Origin of the sequence: Rathayibacter sp. VKM Ac-2754, from assembly GCF_009807095.1 — a bacterium.
Lineage (GTDB): Bacteria > Actinomycetota > Actinomycetes > Actinomycetales > Microbacteriaceae > Rathayibacter.
Genome location: NZ_WUCC01000009.1, coordinates 80,765 through 98,029, shown reverse-complemented (window position 1 = coordinate 98,029; position 17,265 = coordinate 80,765). Strand labels below are relative to the sequence as shown.

Below are 17,265 nucleotides of genomic sequence, written 5' to 3'. Positions count from 1 at the left end.
ATCCCATGAACCTCGCACCGCTCGCAACGGCCCTCGTCGGGCTCGTCGCCGTGCCGATCGCGCTCGTGCTCTGGCTCGCGCTGGGGGAGCGCGCCGTGCGCCTCTTCAGCTCGTCGCGCGCGCAGGAGTCCGCCCGCGCCGCAGTCTGGCTCGTCATCCCGGTGATCCTCGGAGGCGGGATCCTGCTCTATCCGCTCCTGCAGACCGTCGTCATGAGCTTCCTGGACGCCGACGGTGCGGACTTCGTCGGCCTCGACAACTACGCCTGGGCCTTCAGCGACACGATCCTGCCGGTCCTGGTCAACAACCTGATCTGGATCGTCGTGCTGCCGGTGGTCACCCTCGTGCTCGGTGTCCTGCTCGCCGCCCTCGCCGAGCGGGTGCGCTACGAATGGCTCGTGCGCACCGTGATGGTGCTGCCGATCGCGATCTCGTTCACCGCCGCGGCCGTGATCTGGCGTCTCGTCTACGCGTACCAGCCGACCGGGGCCGCGCAGACCGGCACGCTGAACGCGCTGCTCAACCTGGTGGGTCTCGACTCGGTGGCGTTCCTCTCGGATCCCTCGATCACGACGTTCTCCCTGATCGCGGTCGGCGTCTGGATGTCGGTCGGGCTCTGCATGCTGATGTCGTCGGCCGCGATGAAGAACCTCGACTCGTCGGTGCTGGAGGCCGCGACGCTCGACGGTGCCGGCGAGGTGAGCAGCCTGCTCCGGATCGTCGTGCCGCAGATCGCGCCCACCCTCGGCGTCGTCTACACGACCCAGCTCATCTTCTCGCTCAAGGTCTTCGACATCGTCTACACGATGACCAACGGAGCCTTCAACACCGACGTCATCGCCAACCGCATGTTCTCGGAGCTGTTCCGGGCCCGCGACTACGGGCACGCCTCGGCCATCGCGGTGCTGCTGCTCGTCGTCGCCGTCCCGATCATCGTCATCAACGTCCGGCAGTTCCGGGCAGAGAGGAGCTGACATGACCGCCGCACTCGCCGCGCCGCGCCGTCGCCGCACCCCCGTCCGCCCGGCCAGGATCCTCCTGCACGCCGTGCTCATCACCGTCGTCGTCGCCTGGATCACTCCGATCGTCGGGCTGCTCGTCTACTCGCTGCGCACCAGCGCCGACAACGCCCTGACGGGCTGGTGGACGATCGTCACCCGGCCGCGCGTCACCTCGCTGAACTTCAGCGAGGCCTTCGACTCCGCCGGTCTCGGCCAGAGTCTGGTCAACAGCCTCTCGATCACCGTGCCCACGACGGTCTTCACGGTCGCCGTGAGCGCGATCGGAGCGTACGCGCTCGCTCGGATGGAGTTCCGCGGCCGGGTCGCGATCCTCATGACCGCCGTCGCCCTGCTCGTGGTTCCGCCGCAGCTCACCCTCGTCCCGCTGCTGAGGCTCTTCACGCAGCTGGGTCTCACCGGAGAGATCTGGGGCATCTGGATCTACCAGGTCGGCTTCGTCGTGCCGTTCGGGATCTACCTGCTCTACGCCTTCTTCCGCGCTTTCCCGGCCGAGCTCATCGAGGCGGCCTGGCTCGACGGCGCCGGGACGATCACCGTCTTCCTGCGGATCGTGCTCCCCACCTCGGTGCCGATCCTGGTGTCGCTCGCGATCATGCAGTTCATGTGGTCCTGGAACGACCTGCTCATCCCCCTGCTCTTCCTCGGGGCGAGCAACCCGGCGGCGCCCTCGACCGTCGAGGTCGCCGGCCTCGTGCAGGCGACGGGGGGCGGGCTGAACATCGTGAGCGCCGGCGCGCTGCTCTCGATGGTCATCCCGGTCGTCGTGGCTCTCGGGTTGCAGCGCTACTTCATCCGCGGCCTGCTCGGCGGAGCCGTCAAGGGCTGAAACCCCCGTCGAGCGCTGAACCACCCGTCGAGCGCGTGCACGCCGGTTCAGGTGCCGACGCCCCGCAGCCCTCCGAAACGGCGGCTCAACCTCGCGGCGGCTCCGGTCAGCTCGGCGGCGATCCCGCTGTAGTCCTCCTGCGGGACCCTGTCCGAGAAGAAGGAGACCCCGACGCTCAGCACGGGCAGGCCGGCGTTGTCGACGGCGGCCGCCGCGATGCACGTGACGTTCTCGGTGGTCGAGCCGTGCTCGATCGACCATCCGCGCTCACGGTCGGCGCGCAGGAGCTCTCTGAGCTCCCGCAGTGTCGCCGGGCCGGCTCCTGTGCGGTCGACGAAGCGATCCTTCGTCGGGAAGATCGCGGCGATCTGGGCGTCGGAGAGCTGTGCGAGCATCGTGCGCCCGGAGGCCGTGAGCTGCGCCGGGAGCCGCACCCCGACCGCCGTGACGAGCGTGGTCGGCCGGAGCGGCTGCTCCTTGAGGAGGTAGAGCGTCTCGTGGCCGTGCAGCACGCCCATGTGCGCGGTGTGACCGAGTCCGGTCGCCAGTGCCTTCAGCACGGGACGCCCGATGTTCTCGAGGACGTGGTGCCGGAGGTACGCCGAGCCGAGCTCGAAGACCCCCACGGCGAGGGTGTAGCCCTGCGACTCGGGGATGTGCACGACGAGGCCTTCGTCGACGAGGACCTGCAGCAGCTGGTAGGTGGTGCTCCGCGGGGTCTCGATGCGTCGCGAGAGGACGGACGCCGGGACCGGTGAGGCGGAGCTCGAGAGCACCTGCAGGATCGCGATGCCCTTGCGCAGGGCGGGGATGCGCGGTCCGATCGCCGTGGTGCGGTCGACGGCCCGGGGAGCGAGCGGCTCGGTCACGACGATCCTCCCTCCGGCGATGCTCGGGCACAGCCTCTCACGCCCCTCGCAGCAGCTCCGGCCCCCTCGCCCGCAGCTCGGCCGTGCTCGTCGCACCGAGAAGCGCGAGGGTGCGCCGGTACTCCGCGCCGAGGATGTCCGCGAGGTGCTCGACACCGGCCTCGCCTCCCACGGCCAGGGCCCACAGGTAGGGGCGGCCGACGAATGCTGCGTCTGCGCCGGAGGCGATCGCCACGGCGACGTCGCCTCCCGAGCGCACACCCGAGTCGACGATCACGATCGCGTCGCCGCCGAGGGCGGCGCGCACCGGCGCGACGAGCGAGATCGGAGCGACGTGCTGGTCGAGCTGGCGGCCTCCGTGGTTCGAGAGGTGCACCCCGTCGACGCCCGCGTCACGGGCGCGCCGCGCCTCGTCGGGGGAGAAGGCGCCCTTGAGCAGGAGCGTGCGAGGCCACAGGGAGCGGATCCGTGCCACGTCGTCCCAGCTCAGCGACGGATCGAACTGGGCCCCGATGTCGGCGATCGAGCCACCGGCGAAGACGCCGTTGCGGTCGCTCGCCCGCACCTGCGCGAAGTCCATCGCCTCGTGCCGGAGCATCCGGGTCCAGTACCGCGGCTTCATGCCGATGTCGGTGAGGGTCGACAGGGTCATCTTCGGCGGGATGGTGAGACCGTTGCGCCGATCGCGCAGGCGATTGCCGGAGACGGCGGTGTCGACCGCTATCTCGAGCACGGGCGAGCCCGCCTCCACGGCGCGCCGGACGAGGTCGTCGGTCAGATCGCGGTCCTTCATCGCGTACAGCTGCGACCAGGGTGCGACCGCGGCAGCGGTCACGTCCTCGATCGTGGTACTGCCCACGGTGGAGAGCACGTACGGGATCCGAGACGTCCGCGCCGCGCGAGCGACGGCGACCTCGCCCGCCGGATCGATCATCCGGGTGTAGCCGGTGGGCGCCAGGCCCAGGGGCAGCGCCCACCGGTCGCCCGCGATCGTCGTCCCGGTGTCGATGGAGGCGACGTCCTGCACCTGCCGGGGCAGCCAGCGGGCCCCGCGGAACGCCGCCTCGTTTCCGGTGAGCGCGAGCTCGCGATCCGAGCCGCCCTCGACGTAGTCGAAGACGCTCCGCGGGAGTGCCCGCCGGGCGGCGGAGCGGAGGTCGTCGACGGTCAGGATCCGTCGGAACGCACCGCGATCGCCCGCTCGCCCGATCCCTACGAAGTCGATGGCCTCACGCAGACGCACGGCTCAGAGCCTCGCGCTGACGGCCTTGCCGTGCGCGGGGAATCCCTCGTGCTCGGTGAAGGCCAGCACGGTGCCGCTGAGGGCGACGAGACCCTCCCTGGTCGACTTGGCGATGGCGCGCTTCTTGCGGAAGGCGTGCGCGGTGATGCCGCTCGAGACCTTCGCGTAGCCGCTCGTCGGCAGAGAGGCCGGCACGCCGAGGACGAAGTTGCCCATCGAGACGGTGGTGTCCTGCCCGAGCAGCACTTCGGCGGCGTCGTGGATGAGGTCGAGGACGGCGTCCTCGAGCTCGGCGCGCACGACGAGCTGCATGTGCTCGGGCGCGTAGGCGTTGGCGACCTCGGCGCCCTCCTCCAGGCTCGAGACGAGGACGGCGCCGCCGTTGGTGCCGAGCGAGAGCGCGGCGTAGCCCCTGCGCGGCTCGGGCAGCTCGGCCAGCTGCTTCGCGATCTCGGGCTGGAGGGCGTCGATGAGCTCCTGCGAGTCGGTCACGAGCACGCTCGACGAGTCGGGGCCGTGCTCGGCCTCGTTGAGCAGGTCGGCGGCGAGCAGGCGCACGTCGACCGAGTCGTCGGCGAGGATGAGGCTCTCGCTCGGGCCGAGCAGCATGACGCTGGGGGTGCCGTAGCGCTGCACCTCGATCTGGGCGCTCGCGACGGGCGGGCTGCCCGGTCCGCAGACCTTGCGCACGGCCGGGATGCTCTCCGTGCCGAAGGCGAGCGCCGCGACTCCCGCCGGTCCGTTGACGCGGAACACGTCCTCGATGCCCAGCTCGTCGGCGACGACGAGCACCGCGTCGTCGACCCTGCCGCCGCTGCCGGCCACCGGGGGTACGACGACCGCGATCCTCTGCACGCCGGCGACGACCGCGGGAGTGGCGAGCTGGATCAGGACAGAGGGGTAGGAGCCCTTGCCGCTCGGCACGAAGAGGCCCGCGCTCTCGATGGGGCTGGTGCGCTCGCCGACCATGACGCCGGGGGCGGTCTCGAACATCCAGTCGGCGTCGTGCGCGAGGATCTGCTCGTTGTAGCGGCGCACGAACGCGATGGACTCGCGGATGGCGTCGATCATCCCGGGCTTGAGCGCGGCCCGGGCGGCCTCGAACTCGGCGCGGCTGACGCGGATCTGCGCGGGCTCGATCTCGACTCCGTCGAACTTCGCGAGGGCGCGCACGAGGGCCGCGTCGCCGTTCAGACGCACGTCCTCGACGATCTCCAGTACGGACTCGCGGAGCGCGGGGTCGAAGATCTTCTCGAGCCCGCGGGTGAGCAGGTCGTCGCGCGCGGCGGCGTCCATGGCGCTCCAGAGCCCTCGCTCCAGGAGCGGGGAGGTGTTCTCGGTCATGGTTCTCCTCGGGTTCGTCGGGTGGGGTCGTGCGGCGTCAGATGCTGCGGCCGCCGTCGACGGTGATGGCGGAGCCGGTCAGGTAGCCGGCGTCGGGGCCGAGCAGGAACTCGAGCAGGGCGCCGATCTCCCGTTCCCGACCGAAGCGGTTCGCGGGGATGAGCTCGAGCAGCTCCTGGGCGATCTGCGGATCGCCGAGGTAGGGCGCGGTCATCCGCGACGGGAAGTACCCCGGGCAGACCGCCGTCACCGACAGTCCCTCGGCGCTCCACTCGAGTGCGAGCGACCTGGCGAGCGAGAGGGCGGCGGCCTTGCTCGCGTTGTAGTCGGCGAAGTGCGCCTCCGGCCGCACGGCGTTCACGGAGGCGTTGATCACGAGCGATCCCGGCCTCGTGAGAGTGCGGTGCGCGGCCTGGGCGACGTGCAGGCCGCCGACGACGTTGACGTCGAGCACGCGGCGGAAGAGATCCGGGTCGAGCTGCTCGGCGGGCTTCCCCTCGCCGTCGACGCCCGCGTTCGAGAAGACGCCGTCGAGACCGTCGAGCTCGTCGACCGCTGCCGCGAAGGCTGCGTCCACGGCGTCGCGATCGGTCACGTCCACGACGGATCCGCCGAGGGCGACTCCGTCGCCGAGCGCGGCACCGAGGGTGCGCTCGGACGTCCCGGTGATCCAGACCCGGTGTCCTGAGGCTGTCAGGTGCCGGGCGACGGCGGAGCCGATCCCGCTCGTGCCGCCCGTGATCAGGTAGCGGCGGCTCACGCGGCGGACTCCTCGGGGGCGCAGGCGACGACGAGCTTGCCGAGGGTGTCGGCGCGGCCCGAGAGCACGGCGGGCAGCTCGTCGAGCGGGATGCGAGTGGAGATCACCGAGGCGAAGCCCTCCGGGTCGGCGGCGAGGGTGGCGAGCGCGCGCGGGAGGTCGCCGTCGTCGAAGCCGAGAGAGGTGGCGATCTGCACTCCCTGCTCGACGAGGTCCTGGGCGACGAGGTCGATCGAGTGCGGTCCGAGAGCCACGACCAGGACGGTGCCGCCGCGGCGGACGGCCTTCACGGCTGCGAGCACGGAGCCCGGGAAGCCGGCGGCGTCGATCACCGCGTCGACCCGGGCGAGCGGCTCCGCCCCGCGCGCCGCAGCGAGCTCCCGTCGATCCTGACGCGCCTCGGTGACGCTCACCCCCACCCCCCGGGAGGCGAGCACGCGGTGGGCGAGCGCGCCGATGGGGCCGTAGCCCTGCACGAGCACCCGCTCGACCCCGGTGGGCAGCGCATCGAGGGCGCGCAGGACGACGGCGAGCGGTTCGGCGAGCGCGGCGACATCGAGCGGGAGGCCGCTGGGCACGGCGTGCAGACTCGTGGCGGGGACGACGAGGTCGGTGGCGAAGCCGCCGGGCCGCGACTCGCCCAGCCAGGTGAGGTGGGAGCAGAAGCGGGGCGAGACGGCGCAGTCCGCGCAGGCGCGGCAGGGGATCCGCGAGTCGACGACGACCCGGTCGCCGGCGACCCAGGTCTCGACCGAGGAGTCCACGACGACCGCGGCGACCTCGTGGCCGAGCGTCGCGGGCCAGTACTCGATCCACGCGCCCGTCCGCGCCGCGTGCAGATCCGAGCCGCAGACTCCGGCGTAGGCGGGCCGGACGCGGACCTCAGCGACACCCATCGGAGCAGGACTCGCCTCGGCGATCTCGAGGGTGAGATCGCGGTTCACTCTGCACGCTGTCGGCATCGGGGTCACATCTCCCATTCAAACGCCCGCTCCGCCGGGGCCGGTCGGCGGGGGAGGGCGAGTGTCCCAGATCTCAGACATCGACGCAGCTCACGATCGCGCGTCCGGCCCCGGCCGCAGGAGCCTTGAGGAGCACGCCACGATGAAGGAGAGCCATGACCGCGAACGACCCGCTCGCCACCCGCGCCCGCGATCTCGCCAGAGCAGGCGATGAGGAGGGCGCGGCCGCTCTCATCCGCACGCTGGTCGCCGAGGTGACCGGCCAGGACGTCGTCGAGCTCGTGCTCACGCTCGATCAGTACAGCCTCAACTCCGTCAACGGTCGCGCGGCTCTCGCCGACGGATCCCGCTACTTCTACAAGTTCCACAGCGAGGAGGGCGAGGACGGGACGATCGCCGAGTACTACAACGCCGAGCTCCTGCGCGAGCACGGCTACCTCGTCGACCTGCCGGTCTTCGCGAACGGTGAGCCGGGTCGGCAGATCCTGCTCTACGCGCTCCGGGAGGAGCCGCGGCTGGCCGACGTCGCCCGCGCGAACGATCTCGGCGAGACGGGGGCGGAGCGCGACGCCGTGATACTCGCCGCGCAGGCCGATCGCGACGAGCGGGCCGCCCGCATCCTCGTCGACTCCCTGCATCCCGTCACCGTCGAGCAGAGCGCTGCCGAGCCGATCCACCAGCTCTTCCACCACCGGCTCACGAGCCCCGGTGCGGCACCCGGTCGTGGCGGCCGCATCGCCGCCTACTACGGGGGCCGCGATCTCGCGCTCGGCGAGGGCGAGGAGGCGGTCGAGCTCAGCTGGGAGCGGCTGCTCGGCCTCCGCTGGCGCATCGACGGCGTCGACTACGACCGGACTCTCGCCGAGCTGCTCGACGAGGCCGCCGAGATGCTCGATCCGGCCGCGCTCGCTCCCTTCGGCGGGGTCGTGGCGCACGGCGACGACCACAACGCCAACATCTGGTTCACGACGGAAGGGGACACGCACCCGCTCGTCGCGTTCGACCCGGCTTTCGCGGGCCGTCACGTGCCCGCTCTGCTCGCCGAGGTCAAGGCGACGTTCCACAACTCCCTCGCGCACCCGCTCTGGCTCTACGAGCCCGCGCTCGCCGAGGAGCGCTTCGGCGCCTCCGTCCGGCTGGAGGACGGCGTGCTCGTCGTCGAGCGCGACTGGTCGCTCACCCCCCTGCGCGCCGCGCTGCTCGTCTCCCGTGCCGAGCGCACCTGGCGGCCGCTGGTCGCCGCGCTCGAGGAGCGGAGCCTGCTGCCGGCGCACTGGAAGCGCATCGTGCGGCTGGCGCTGATGCTCTGCCCGCTCCTCGTGCGCGATGTGCGGGCCGGGGGAGCCGGAGGTCACACCCCGCTCACGAGCGCGCTCGCCTTCGCGATGATCGTGCAGTGCGGTGCCGAGCCGGTGTCGGGCACCGACCCGGTCGCCGACTTCCTGGCGCGCATCGAGTCCTGAACGCGAGGCGAGTCCTGAAGGCGAGGAAAGGGCGCCTCGGCCTGAGCCGGGGCGCCCTTCCTCGCCGAGGACGGAGTCAGGAGGCCATGTGCTCCACCTGGAGCGTCTCCGAGCGGATCTCGTCGAGCACCTCCTCCTCGAGAGCCGCGAACTCCGGGCTGCGCAGCACGTCGTGGTCTCGGGGCCTGGGCAGGTCGATCGGGATCTCGGTCTTCACTCGGCCTGGTCGGTTCGTCATGACCATCACGCGATCCGAGAGGAACACCGCCTCGTGGATGTCGTGCGTGATGAAGAGCACGGTGAGCTTCGACTGCTCCCAGATCTTGACCAGCAGCTCCTGCATCAGGCGGCGGGTCAGGGCGTCGAGGGCGCCGAAGGGCTCGTCCATCAGGAGGATCGACGGGCGGTACGAGAGCACGCGGGCGATCGCGACCCGCTGCCGCATGCCGCCGGAGAGCTCGGCCGGGTAGCGGTCGGCGAAGGCGCGCAGGCCCACGGCGTCCAGCATCTCGTCGACCCGTGCCCGTCGCTCCACTCGAGCGACACCGGCCTCGCGCAGGGCGAAGTCGATGTTGCCGGCGGCGGTCAGCCACGGCAGCAGCGTGTAGCTCTGGAAGACGACTCCGCGATCACGGCCCGGGCCGTCCACGGGCACGCCGTCGACGAGGACGGTGCCCTCGCTGGCGTCCTGCAGACCGGCCGCTGTCGAGAGCAGGGTGCTCTTCCCGCAGCCCGAAGTGCCGACGACCGAGAGGAACTCGTTGTCGCCGATGGTCAGATCGGCACCGCGCAGAGCCCAGAACGGATCCGATCTCGTGCCGAAGCGCACACCGACGCCGGAGAACTCGATGGTCATGACCGACCCTTCCCGAGGTAGGCGAACAGCCGTCGGCCGGTGAGGCGGAACAGCTGGTCGAGGATGAGCCCGAGCAGGCCGAGCACGATGATGTAGCCGATGATCAGCTCGGTGTCGAGGAATCGGCGCGCGAGGGTGATGCGGTAGCCGAGTCCCGACTCCGCCGCGATGATCTCGGCGACGAGCAGCCAGGTCCAGCACCAGCCCATGGCGAGGCGGAGCGAGTCCCAGATGCCGGGGAGCGCCGATCGCCAGACGATGCGCAGGAAGACGCGGGTGTCGCTCATGCCGAAGGTGCGGCCGATCTCGACGAGCTCCCGGGGGACCCGCCGGGTGTCGTCGACGACCATGAGCAGCAGCGAGAAGAACGTGCCCATCCAGATGATGAAGAGCTTCTGGCTCTCCTCGACGCCGAACCAGACGATCGAGAGGGGCAGGAAGGCCACGACCGGCATGTAGCGGATGAACTCCGACAGCGGCAGCAGCATGGCCTCGACGACGCGCACCCGGGCCATGACGATGCCCAGCGGCACCGCCATCACCGCGGCGAGGGCGAAGGCCGCGAGGATCCGCGCGAACGAGATGCCGATGTCGCCCCAGATCTCTCCGCTCGCGACCTGCTCGATCGTGCGGGCGGCGACGGCGACCGGGCCGGGTACGAGAGCCTCGTTCAGGAGGCCGGAAGCGGAGGCGCCGGCCCAGATCGCGAGCAGGAGGACGAAGCCGCCGATCGACGCGAGGAGCGACTGCGAGCGGGTGATGCTGCCGTCCAGCCGGAGCGGTGCCGGCAGTCGCCGACGCCTCCTCCGGATCACGGCGGTCGGGGTCGCGCTGCGAGGCGGTGCGGCGGTGTCGATCATGGGTGTCCTCTCGGCTCAGTCCTCTCGGCTCAGTCCTCGAGCGCGGCGTCGACCCAGGAGGTCGACACGGCGCCGTCCGAGAGCTCGACCTCGCTGTCGATGATCCCGGCGGCGATCATCGCGGCCTGGATCGAGGGGAGGGTCTCGGTGAGGAAGGCTCCCTCGGGGGCGAGCATCTCCTGGCTGTCCTCGAGGGAGTAGAACTCGAGGCCCTCGAACATGTCCTCGCGCTGGTCGGACGGGATGCCGATGGCCTCGCCGATGATGTCCTTCGCCTCGTCAGGGTTCTCCTCGATGAAGGCGATCGATCGGCCCCAGGCGTCGGCGAGCCCCTCGACGACGTCAGGGTTCTCGGCGGCGTAGTCCGGGTCGACGAAGAGGCCGTCGCTGATCAGGCCGGGTGTCTCGCCGGCCGAGTAGATGATCTTCGCGTCGGGATCGGAGGCGAGGACGGTCGAGACGTAGGGCTCGTACGTCACAGCGGCGGGCACCTGGCCGGCGATCATGGCGTTCCCGGCGTCGGCGGGCTCGAGGTTGACGGTCTCGATGCCGGCGGGGTCGATGTCGTTCTTGGCGAGAGCGTCGTAGTAGACGAGTGCGCTGACCCCGCCGTACCCGAAGGCGACCTTGCCGCCGACGAGGTCCTCGACCGAGTCGACGCCCTCGCTGCCGAGCATGGCGTCAGCGGTGAGGCTGACGTCTTCGAGGAGCACGAGCTCGTAGCCGTGATCGCCGACGTTGACGAGCCAGTCGTTGATCGAGTGGTTCATGCCGTCGACCTGGCCGGTCGATGCGAGGGAGACGTAGTCGGCCTCGTTGTAGAGGAGCAGTTCGAGGTCGATGCCGGCGTCTTCGAAGTACCCCTGGTCCTGGGCGATGTACCAGGGCCCGTAGCCGGTCCAGGAGTTGAGTCCGAGCGTGAAGGGAGTCAGCTCGCTGTCGGAGTCTCCGGACCCGGCGCCGGCGCATCCCGAGAGGGCGACGACTGCGCCGAGGGCGAGTGCTGTCATGCCGATGGTGCTTCTGCGGTGGACCATGGGATCTCCTCGGGATGAAGGACGCGCGGGGGTGGGGTGCCGTCCGGCCCCGGAACACGGGACATGCGGAGCGGAGTGGTGCTCATCCTGGAGGCAGGCACGGCGGCCGGGCAAATAGTGGCGAGGCATCCTTCGGATCGGATTTGCTGATACGCGTGTTCTGTAACTTCGGCGAAACAAATGCGAAACCCACCGCCCTCCGGTGGACGGCGGAGGGCGGGTCAGGTTACTTGGACGTTACGATCGCGTGACTCGTCGAGAGCGTTCTTTTCCGAGTCGCCGAGGCGCCGAGGAGGCCCGCGGTGGTCCTCGTGGTCGAGGTCGGGACAAGGGTCGTCGGAGGAGTGCAGCGCGAATCGGAGTGCCTCGGGGCCGCCGATCCTGTCGCTGGGCGGTGTCCTCAGAACGGTGGTGGTGCGTCGGTGAAGCGGGGTCGCATCGGCGGGCCGGGTGGGCTGCCGGGGAGCGCGGGTGGTCGGGTGGTGACGCGGCGTCCGGTCGGGGTGGTCCAATCGGCGGTGCCGTCGGGATGCAGGACGTAGGTCCACCGGTCGCCGTGACGGACGTGGTGGTGGCCGGTGCAGAGCGACGCGAGGTTCTCGAGCGCCGTCTCGCCGCCGTTGCGCCACTCGATCGTGTGGTCGGCCTCCGACGTGGCGGCGGGGCGGGTGCAGCCGGGGAAGCGGCAGGTCTGGTCCCGCAGCTGGAGGTGTAGCCGCATCTGTGCCGGCGGGATGCGGTGGGTGCGCCCGACGGAGGCGACGGTCCGTGTGACCGGGTCGGTGAGGACTCGAGTGAAGGACGCCCCGCGATCGACCAGTGCACGGGCGACGTCGGCGGGGATCGGGCCGTACCCGTCGAGGTCGGCGGCGGCGTCATCGAGGCCGGCGGCCGTCGTCGCGGGCAGCGTGAGTCGAACCTCCGCGCGCACCCCGGGAACGAAGGTCGGCGCGGGGGCCTGCTCGTCGGAGACGGGCGTGGTGCCGGTGATGTCGCCGTCGCAGAGCAGATCGGCGAGGGCGTCGGCCCGAAGCTGCGCGAGGGTGCGCTCGTCCCCAGGCCCGTCGTCGCCGTCGCGGAGACTCCGGGCGATCCGGTCGAGGCGGTGGTAGGCGCCGAGAGCGGCCGGAGCCGGAAGGCAGGCGGTCAGCGTCGCCATCCCGTCGACCTCCGGCGTGAGCCATACCGCGCGGTCCTCGCGTGCGCGGGCGTGGCGCTGGGTGAGCGGCTGCTCGTGCAGCTGCTCCCGCCACCGCGCGAGCGCGCGTCGCAGCTGCGTCGGCGTCATCGTGAGGGCTGCATCGGCGGCACGCTCGTCGAGTGCGGCGCGCGATTCGGGCGGGAGGGTCGAGGCGGTCCGGCAGATCAGCTCGCCGGACTGCCAGAGGATCCGCGCGCCCGCCAGAGCGGCGCGGGTGAGCGGGAGGTCCTCGACGAGCAGCTGCGCGTGCTCGAGTCGGCGCGACACGGCCCACTCCGACGTGCCCAGGGCGACGGCCAGCTCGGCCCGGATCGAGCGCTCGGCGAGGTCGTTCGCCTCGCTCCGCGACAGGCGCAGCCCCCGCGCGAACGACTCCTGAGCCTCGAGCGCCCTGCGATGCCCCGCATACAGGCGCTCGGCCGTCGCGAGCAGCCGCGGCGCCATCGCGCGGTCCTCGCCCGCAACACCGTCACCGCACTCGCGCACTGCTGCGAGCACCGCCTCTGCAGGCACTGCCTCCGCGGGCGCCGCCTCCGCCGTTCCGATCATCTCCATGTGAAGCAGTCGACAAGCGACCACTGACATTCGCTCACGTTCGCGCCACGCCCTGCGCCACCCACCGCGCGATCCGCCCCACGGGACGCTCCGCCCCACGGGAGCAGCCGGATCGCCCACCCCTCTACACCCGCGGGAACCCCAGGTGCGAGCGCCGCAGCGTCAGCTGCGTCGGCAGCACGATCTGCTCGAGCCCGCCGTCGAGGGAGTCGATGCGGCGCAGCGCGAGGGTCGCCGCCATCCGCCCCATCTCCTGCGGGCTGTGCGAGACCACCGTGACGCCGAGGGGCTCGGCGAGCTCGAAGTCGTCGAAGCCGATCAGGGCGGTCGCGCCGCCCTCGCGCTGGATGGCGCGGAAGGCGCCGAAGGTCGCGCGGTTGTTGCCGGCGAAGATCGCGTCGGGCGGCGAGGGCAGGCGCAGGAGCCGGGTCGTCGCGGCGTCGGCGGCCTCGATCGTCGCGGCGTCGTCGCTGACGAGGGTCTCGTCCTGCTCGAGGCCGCGGATGACGAGGGCGTCGTGGTAGCCGAGGCGCCGCTCGCGGTGCGTGTAGAGGTGGCTCGAGCTGCCGACGAAGCCGATGCGGGTGCAGCCGGCGTCGGCGAGGGCCAGGGTCGCCGAGCGGGCTCCGCCGCGGTTGTCGAAGACGACGGAGTCGCTGGCCGCGTTCGAGAGCGGCCGGTCGACGGCGACGATGGGCGTTCCGAGCTGGCGCTCGCCCTCGAGGTAGGAGTGGTCGTCGGCGATGGGGACGAGCAGCAGCGCCGAGACGCGGCGCTCGAGCATGCTGTCGACGGTGGGGCGCTCGCGGCTCTCCTCGTCGCCCGAGGCGGCCATCACGAGGGTGAAGCCGCGCTCGGCGGTCGCGGCGCTGACTCCCATCGCGACCTGCGAGTAGAAGGGGTTGGTCAGGTCGCCCATGACGAAGGCGACGGCCGTGGCGGGGCGGCCCTGGCGCAGCTCCCGCGCCATCGCGTTGGGGCGGAACCGCAGGGCGCCCGAGGCCTGCAGCACGCGCGCCCGAGTGCTCGGCTTGACGTTGGGGGAGTTGTTCAGCGCGCGCGAGGCGGTCTTGATGCTCACCCCGGCGAGGCGGGCGACGTCGGCCACCGTCGCCCGGCCCGCGGCGCCGACCGGGTCGGGGATGTCCACGTCAGTCATAGGGAGATCGTAAGGCCGCACGACCCCCCGCCGTCGCCCGCCGTGACGCGCCGCGCGCCCGAGGCCCGTTCTTGACAACGTGGGACATGCCCCCTTTACTGAGGAGGCCCGCGCAGCTTCGACGACGTCCGTCCGGGGTCGACTCGTCTGCGCACGGGGCGTCCGAGAAGGGGAGAGCTGATGCTCGCTGGCATCGAGACCGGTGGCACGAAGGTGGTCTGCGGTGTCGTGGACGAGTCCGCACCGACGACTCTGCTGATGACGCGCCGCTTCCCGACCACGACTCCCGCCGAGACGATCGCGCGGATCGTCGAGTTCGTGCGCGACGCCGATCGCGAGCACGGCGTCGACGCGGTCGGCATCGCCTCCTTCGGCCCCGTCAACGTCGATCCGGCGCGCCCGCGCTACGGCTGGATCACCGGCACGTCGAAGCCCGGCTGGGCCAACACCAAGCTGCTCGAGCGCATCGCGCAGCACGTGAGCCAGCCGCTCGCCCTCGTCAGCGACGTCAGCGGTGCGGCCCTCGGCGAGCAGCGCTGGGGCGCGGGCCGCGACGTCGGCTCGCTCGCCTACGCCACCTTCGGCACCGGCGTCGGGATCGGCGTGGTCATCGACGGCCGCGTGCTGCACAGCAACGGCGCGCCCGAGGTGGGGCACCTGCTCGTCCGCCGGCACGCGTCCGACGACTTCGCGGGCAGCTGCCCGTTCCACGGCGACTGCCTCGAGGGGCTCGCGGCCGGCCCGTCCGTCCTCGCGCGCTGGGGCGCCGACTCGTCGCACCTGCCCGTGCGCGTGCAGCGGGAGGCCTTCGAGATGCTCGGCTACTACGTCGCGCAGGCGGTCGCCGCCATCTCGTACAGCACGGGAGTCGAGCGCGTCGCCGTCGGCGGAGGGGTCGTCAAGGCGCCCGGCCTGCTCGATGAGGCGCGCCGCCAGCTCACCGTGGTCACCGGCGGACCGCTGGCGGGACACCCGATCGCGGCCGACCCGTGGGACTTCATGGTGCCTCCGGAGCTCGGCGACCGCTCGGGAGTGCTCGGCGCGGTCGCCGCCGCGCAGCTCCTTGCCGCCCCCACCGCCCTGGCCTGATGAGCGCCGCGGAGGCACTCCTCGCCCACCCCGGGCTCCGAGCGTTCGTCGAGAGCATCGTGCCCGCCGACGAGCACCCGTCGGCGTGGGAGGTCGGAGCGCCGGAGTTCCTCCGGGCGATGCTCTCGGGCGAGCGGAGCGACCTCGCCGCTCCGGCGCTCGCCGCACTCGACGGCCGGCCCGACGACGACGCGCTCGCGCAGCTCGCCGACCTCGTGATCCAGGGCTACTACGGCGACCCCGGCAACGGCGGCAACCGCGACGCCGCCTCGTGGTCGATGATCGGCTACCGCCCCCGGCCCGAGGGGACGGAGTGGCCGCGGCCTGTCGAATCGGCCGCACCCGTCACGGCCTGGAGCGACGTCCGCGACCGCTACGACGCCGTGGTGGTCGGCGCCGGAGCGGGCGGCGGAGTCGCGGCCTGCGTCCTCGCCGAGGCCGGCCGCCGCGTGCTGCTGGTCGAGCAGGGGAGCTGGCTCGCCGCGTCCGATCTGCCCGTCGACCACCTCCGCAGCCAGCGCCTCTCGCTCGGCTACGACACCGTCGTCGATCCGCCGTCGGCGGGTCACCCGCGCGTGGTGCCGACTCCGGGAGGCGCGGCGACGACGCTGCTCGCCACCGACCCGCGCTGGGGCAGCAACGCGATGACGGTCGGCGGAGGCACGCGCGTCTACGGCGCGCAGGCGTGGCGGTTCTGCCCCGAGGACTTCGCGATGGCGACGACCTACGGGGTGCCCGAGGGCAGCTCGCTGGCCGACTGGCCCCTCGGCTACGACGACCTCGAGCCCGAGTACGACCGCGCGGAGTGGGAGCTCGGTGTCTCGGGCGACGCCACCGGAGACGCGACCGCCGGCCCGCGCCGCCGCGGCTACCCGATGCCGCCGTTCCCGCACGCCGTCGACTCCGCGCGCCTGGCCGAGGGTGCCGCAGCGCTCGGGCTCGGCACCACCGACGTGCCGCTGCTGATCAACACGACGCCGTACAACGGCCGCGGGGCGTGCATCCGCTGCGCGAGCTGCGTCGGATTCGCGTGCCCGGGCGAGTTCAAGACCGACACCCGCAACACCGTGATCCCGCGCGCGGTCGCGACAGGGCGGTGCGACGTGCTCACCGGGGCGCAGGTCGCGACGGTGCTGACCGACGACGAGGGCCGTGTCACCGGGGTGCGGATCGTGGGCGAGCGGACCCTCGAGGTCGCCGCCGCCGACGTGGTGCTCGCGGCCGGCGCCGTCGAGACCGCGCGGCTGCTGCTGAACAGCGCGAGCGCCTCCGAGCCCGACGGCCTGGGCAATCGGCACGACCAGGTCGGCCGGCACCTGCAGTCGCACGTGTACGCGGGAGCGTGGGGGCTGTTCGACGAGCCCGTGCAGGACAGCGTCGGCCCGGGCCCGGGCATCGCCACGACGGATCACCGGCACGCCAACCCCGGGATCGTCGGCGGCGCGATGCTCGCGAACGACTTCGTGCCGACGCCGCTCTCGCTCTACTACTCGGCGGTCGGCCTCGGCCTCGTCCCGCCGCACGGCCTCGCGTCGAAGCGGGCGATGCGGGAGCTGTTCCCGCGGCTGCTGGTCGTGATGGGGCCGGTGCAGGAGGTGCCGTCCCCCGACTCGCGGGTCACCGTCGATCCGTCGGTGCTCGACCGCTGGGGGCTGCCCGCCGCCCGCCTGTCCGGGGGGATCCACCCCGAGGACCTCCGCACGGCCGACTTCGTGGCCGACCGCGCCGTCGACTGGCTGCGCGCGAGCGGCGCCGCCTCGACGTACCGCCTCCGCCACCTGCCCGACGCCGGCCCGAGCCGTGGCCAGCACCAGGCGGGCACCTGCCGGATGGGCCTCGACCCGGCGACCTCCGTCACCGACCGCTGGGGCCGCGTCTGGGGTCACGACAACCTGACGATCGCCGACGCCTCGCTGCACGTCACGAACGGCGGAGTGAACCCGGTGCTGACGGTGCTGGCGCTGGCCTACCGCGTGGCGGGGCGGCTGGCGGAGGAGAGGGGCGGGTCGCTGTGAGCGC

General features: G+C 72.1%; 15 protein-coding genes. 5 read left to right on the top strand and 10 right to left on the bottom strand.

Annotated elements, in window-relative coordinates:
- Positions 1-5 precede the first annotated feature (5 nt).
- Both GRS92_RS14930 and GRS92_RS14925 read left to right on the top strand, forming a co-directional pair.
- On the top strand, positions 6-974 hold the full coding sequence (locus GRS92_RS14930; protein WP_159857802.1) for a carbohydrate ABC transporter permease: 969 nt from the start codon (positions 6-8) through the stop codon (positions 972-974).
- A 1-nt stretch (position 975) separates the two neighbouring features.
- Entirely contained in the window at positions 976-1,848 is an 873-nt protein-coding gene (locus tag GRS92_RS14925; protein WP_159857800.1) for a carbohydrate ABC transporter permease, read from the top strand.
- Positions 1,849-1,895: 47 nt separating this feature from the next.
- Here the strand turns inward: GRS92_RS14925 and GRS92_RS14920 are convergent, their stop codons facing one another.
- The 5 genes from GRS92_RS14920 to GRS92_RS14900 are packed head-to-tail and all read right to left on the bottom strand — an operon-like array spanning position 1,896 to position 7,008.
- Positions 1,896-2,717, bottom strand: a complete 822-nt coding sequence (locus tag GRS92_RS14920; RefSeq protein WP_204162030.1) for an IclR family transcriptional regulator — start codon at positions 2,715-2,717, stop codon at positions 1,896-1,898.
- 37 nt (positions 2,718-2,754) lie between these two features.
- Positions 2,755-3,960, bottom strand: coding sequence for an alpha-hydroxy acid oxidase (locus GRS92_RS14915; RefSeq protein ID WP_159857798.1), 1,206 nt, complete (start codon positions 3,958-3,960; stop codon positions 2,755-2,757).
- A 3-nt stretch (positions 3,961-3,963) separates the two neighbouring features.
- Positions 3,964-5,304, bottom strand: a complete 1,341-nt coding sequence (hisD, locus tag GRS92_RS14910) for a histidinol dehydrogenase (protein ID WP_159857796.1) — start codon at positions 5,302-5,304, stop codon at positions 3,964-3,966.
- Positions 5,305-5,341: 37 nt separating this feature from the next.
- A complete protein-coding gene (locus tag GRS92_RS14905) occupies positions 5,342-6,064 on the bottom strand; it encodes an SDR family NAD(P)-dependent oxidoreductase (RefSeq protein ID WP_159857794.1) in 723 nt (240 codons plus the stop codon).
- Positions 6,061-7,008, bottom strand: coding sequence for a zinc-dependent alcohol dehydrogenase (locus GRS92_RS14900; RefSeq protein ID WP_159857792.1), 948 nt, complete (start codon positions 7,006-7,008; stop codon positions 6,061-6,063). The genes GRS92_RS14905 and GRS92_RS14900 overlap by 4 nt, the downstream gene beginning before the upstream one ends.
- A gap of 173 nt (positions 7,009-7,181) precedes the next feature.
- On the opposite strand from GRS92_RS14900, the gene GRS92_RS14895 reads away from it, so the two are divergent.
- A complete protein-coding gene (locus GRS92_RS14895; protein ID WP_159857790.1) occupies positions 7,182-8,489 on the top strand; it encodes a hypothetical protein in 1,308 nt (435 codons plus the stop codon).
- A gap of 76 nt (positions 8,490-8,565) precedes the next feature.
- On the opposite strand, the gene GRS92_RS14890 is transcribed toward GRS92_RS14895, so the two are convergent.
- From GRS92_RS14890 to GRS92_RS14870, 5 genes are all read right to left on the bottom strand, one after another.
- Positions 8,566-9,345, bottom strand: a complete 780-nt coding sequence (locus tag GRS92_RS14890; protein ID WP_159857788.1) for an ABC transporter ATP-binding protein — start codon at positions 9,343-9,345, stop codon at positions 8,566-8,568.
- Entirely contained in the window at positions 9,342-10,205 is an 864-nt protein-coding gene (locus tag GRS92_RS14885; RefSeq protein ID WP_159857786.1) for an ABC transporter permease, read from the bottom strand. The genes GRS92_RS14890 and GRS92_RS14885 overlap by 4 nt, the downstream gene beginning before the upstream one ends.
- Positions 10,206-10,234: 29 nt before the next feature.
- The gene (locus tag GRS92_RS14880; protein WP_159857784.1) at positions 10,235-11,242 is read right to left on the bottom strand and encodes an ABC transporter substrate-binding protein; all 1,008 of its coding nucleotides are present in this window, start codon (positions 11,240-11,242) and stop codon (positions 10,235-10,237) included.
- Positions 11,243-11,642: 400 nt separating this feature from the next.
- Positions 11,643-12,998, bottom strand: coding sequence for an HNH endonuclease signature motif containing protein (locus tag GRS92_RS14875; RefSeq protein ID WP_159857782.1), 1,356 nt, complete (start codon positions 12,996-12,998; stop codon positions 11,643-11,645).
- Positions 12,999-13,122: 124 nt separating this feature from the next.
- A complete protein-coding gene (locus GRS92_RS14870; protein WP_159857780.1) occupies positions 13,123-14,157 on the bottom strand; it encodes a LacI family DNA-binding transcriptional regulator in 1,035 nt (344 codons plus the stop codon).
- A gap of 180 nt (positions 14,158-14,337) precedes the next feature.
- Between GRS92_RS14870 and GRS92_RS14865 the strand changes: the two genes are divergently transcribed.
- Together GRS92_RS14865 and GRS92_RS14860 are read left to right on the top strand one after the other, a co-directional pair.
- A complete protein-coding gene (locus GRS92_RS14865) occupies positions 14,338-15,246 on the top strand; it encodes an ROK family protein (RefSeq protein WP_159857778.1) in 909 nt (302 codons plus the stop codon).
- Positions 15,246-17,261, top strand: coding sequence for a GMC oxidoreductase (locus tag GRS92_RS14860; RefSeq protein ID WP_204162031.1), 2,016 nt, complete (start codon positions 15,246-15,248; stop codon positions 17,259-17,261). Before GRS92_RS14865 ends, GRS92_RS14860 begins: the two co-directional genes overlap by 1 nt.
- Positions 17,262-17,265: the final 4 nt, after the last annotated feature.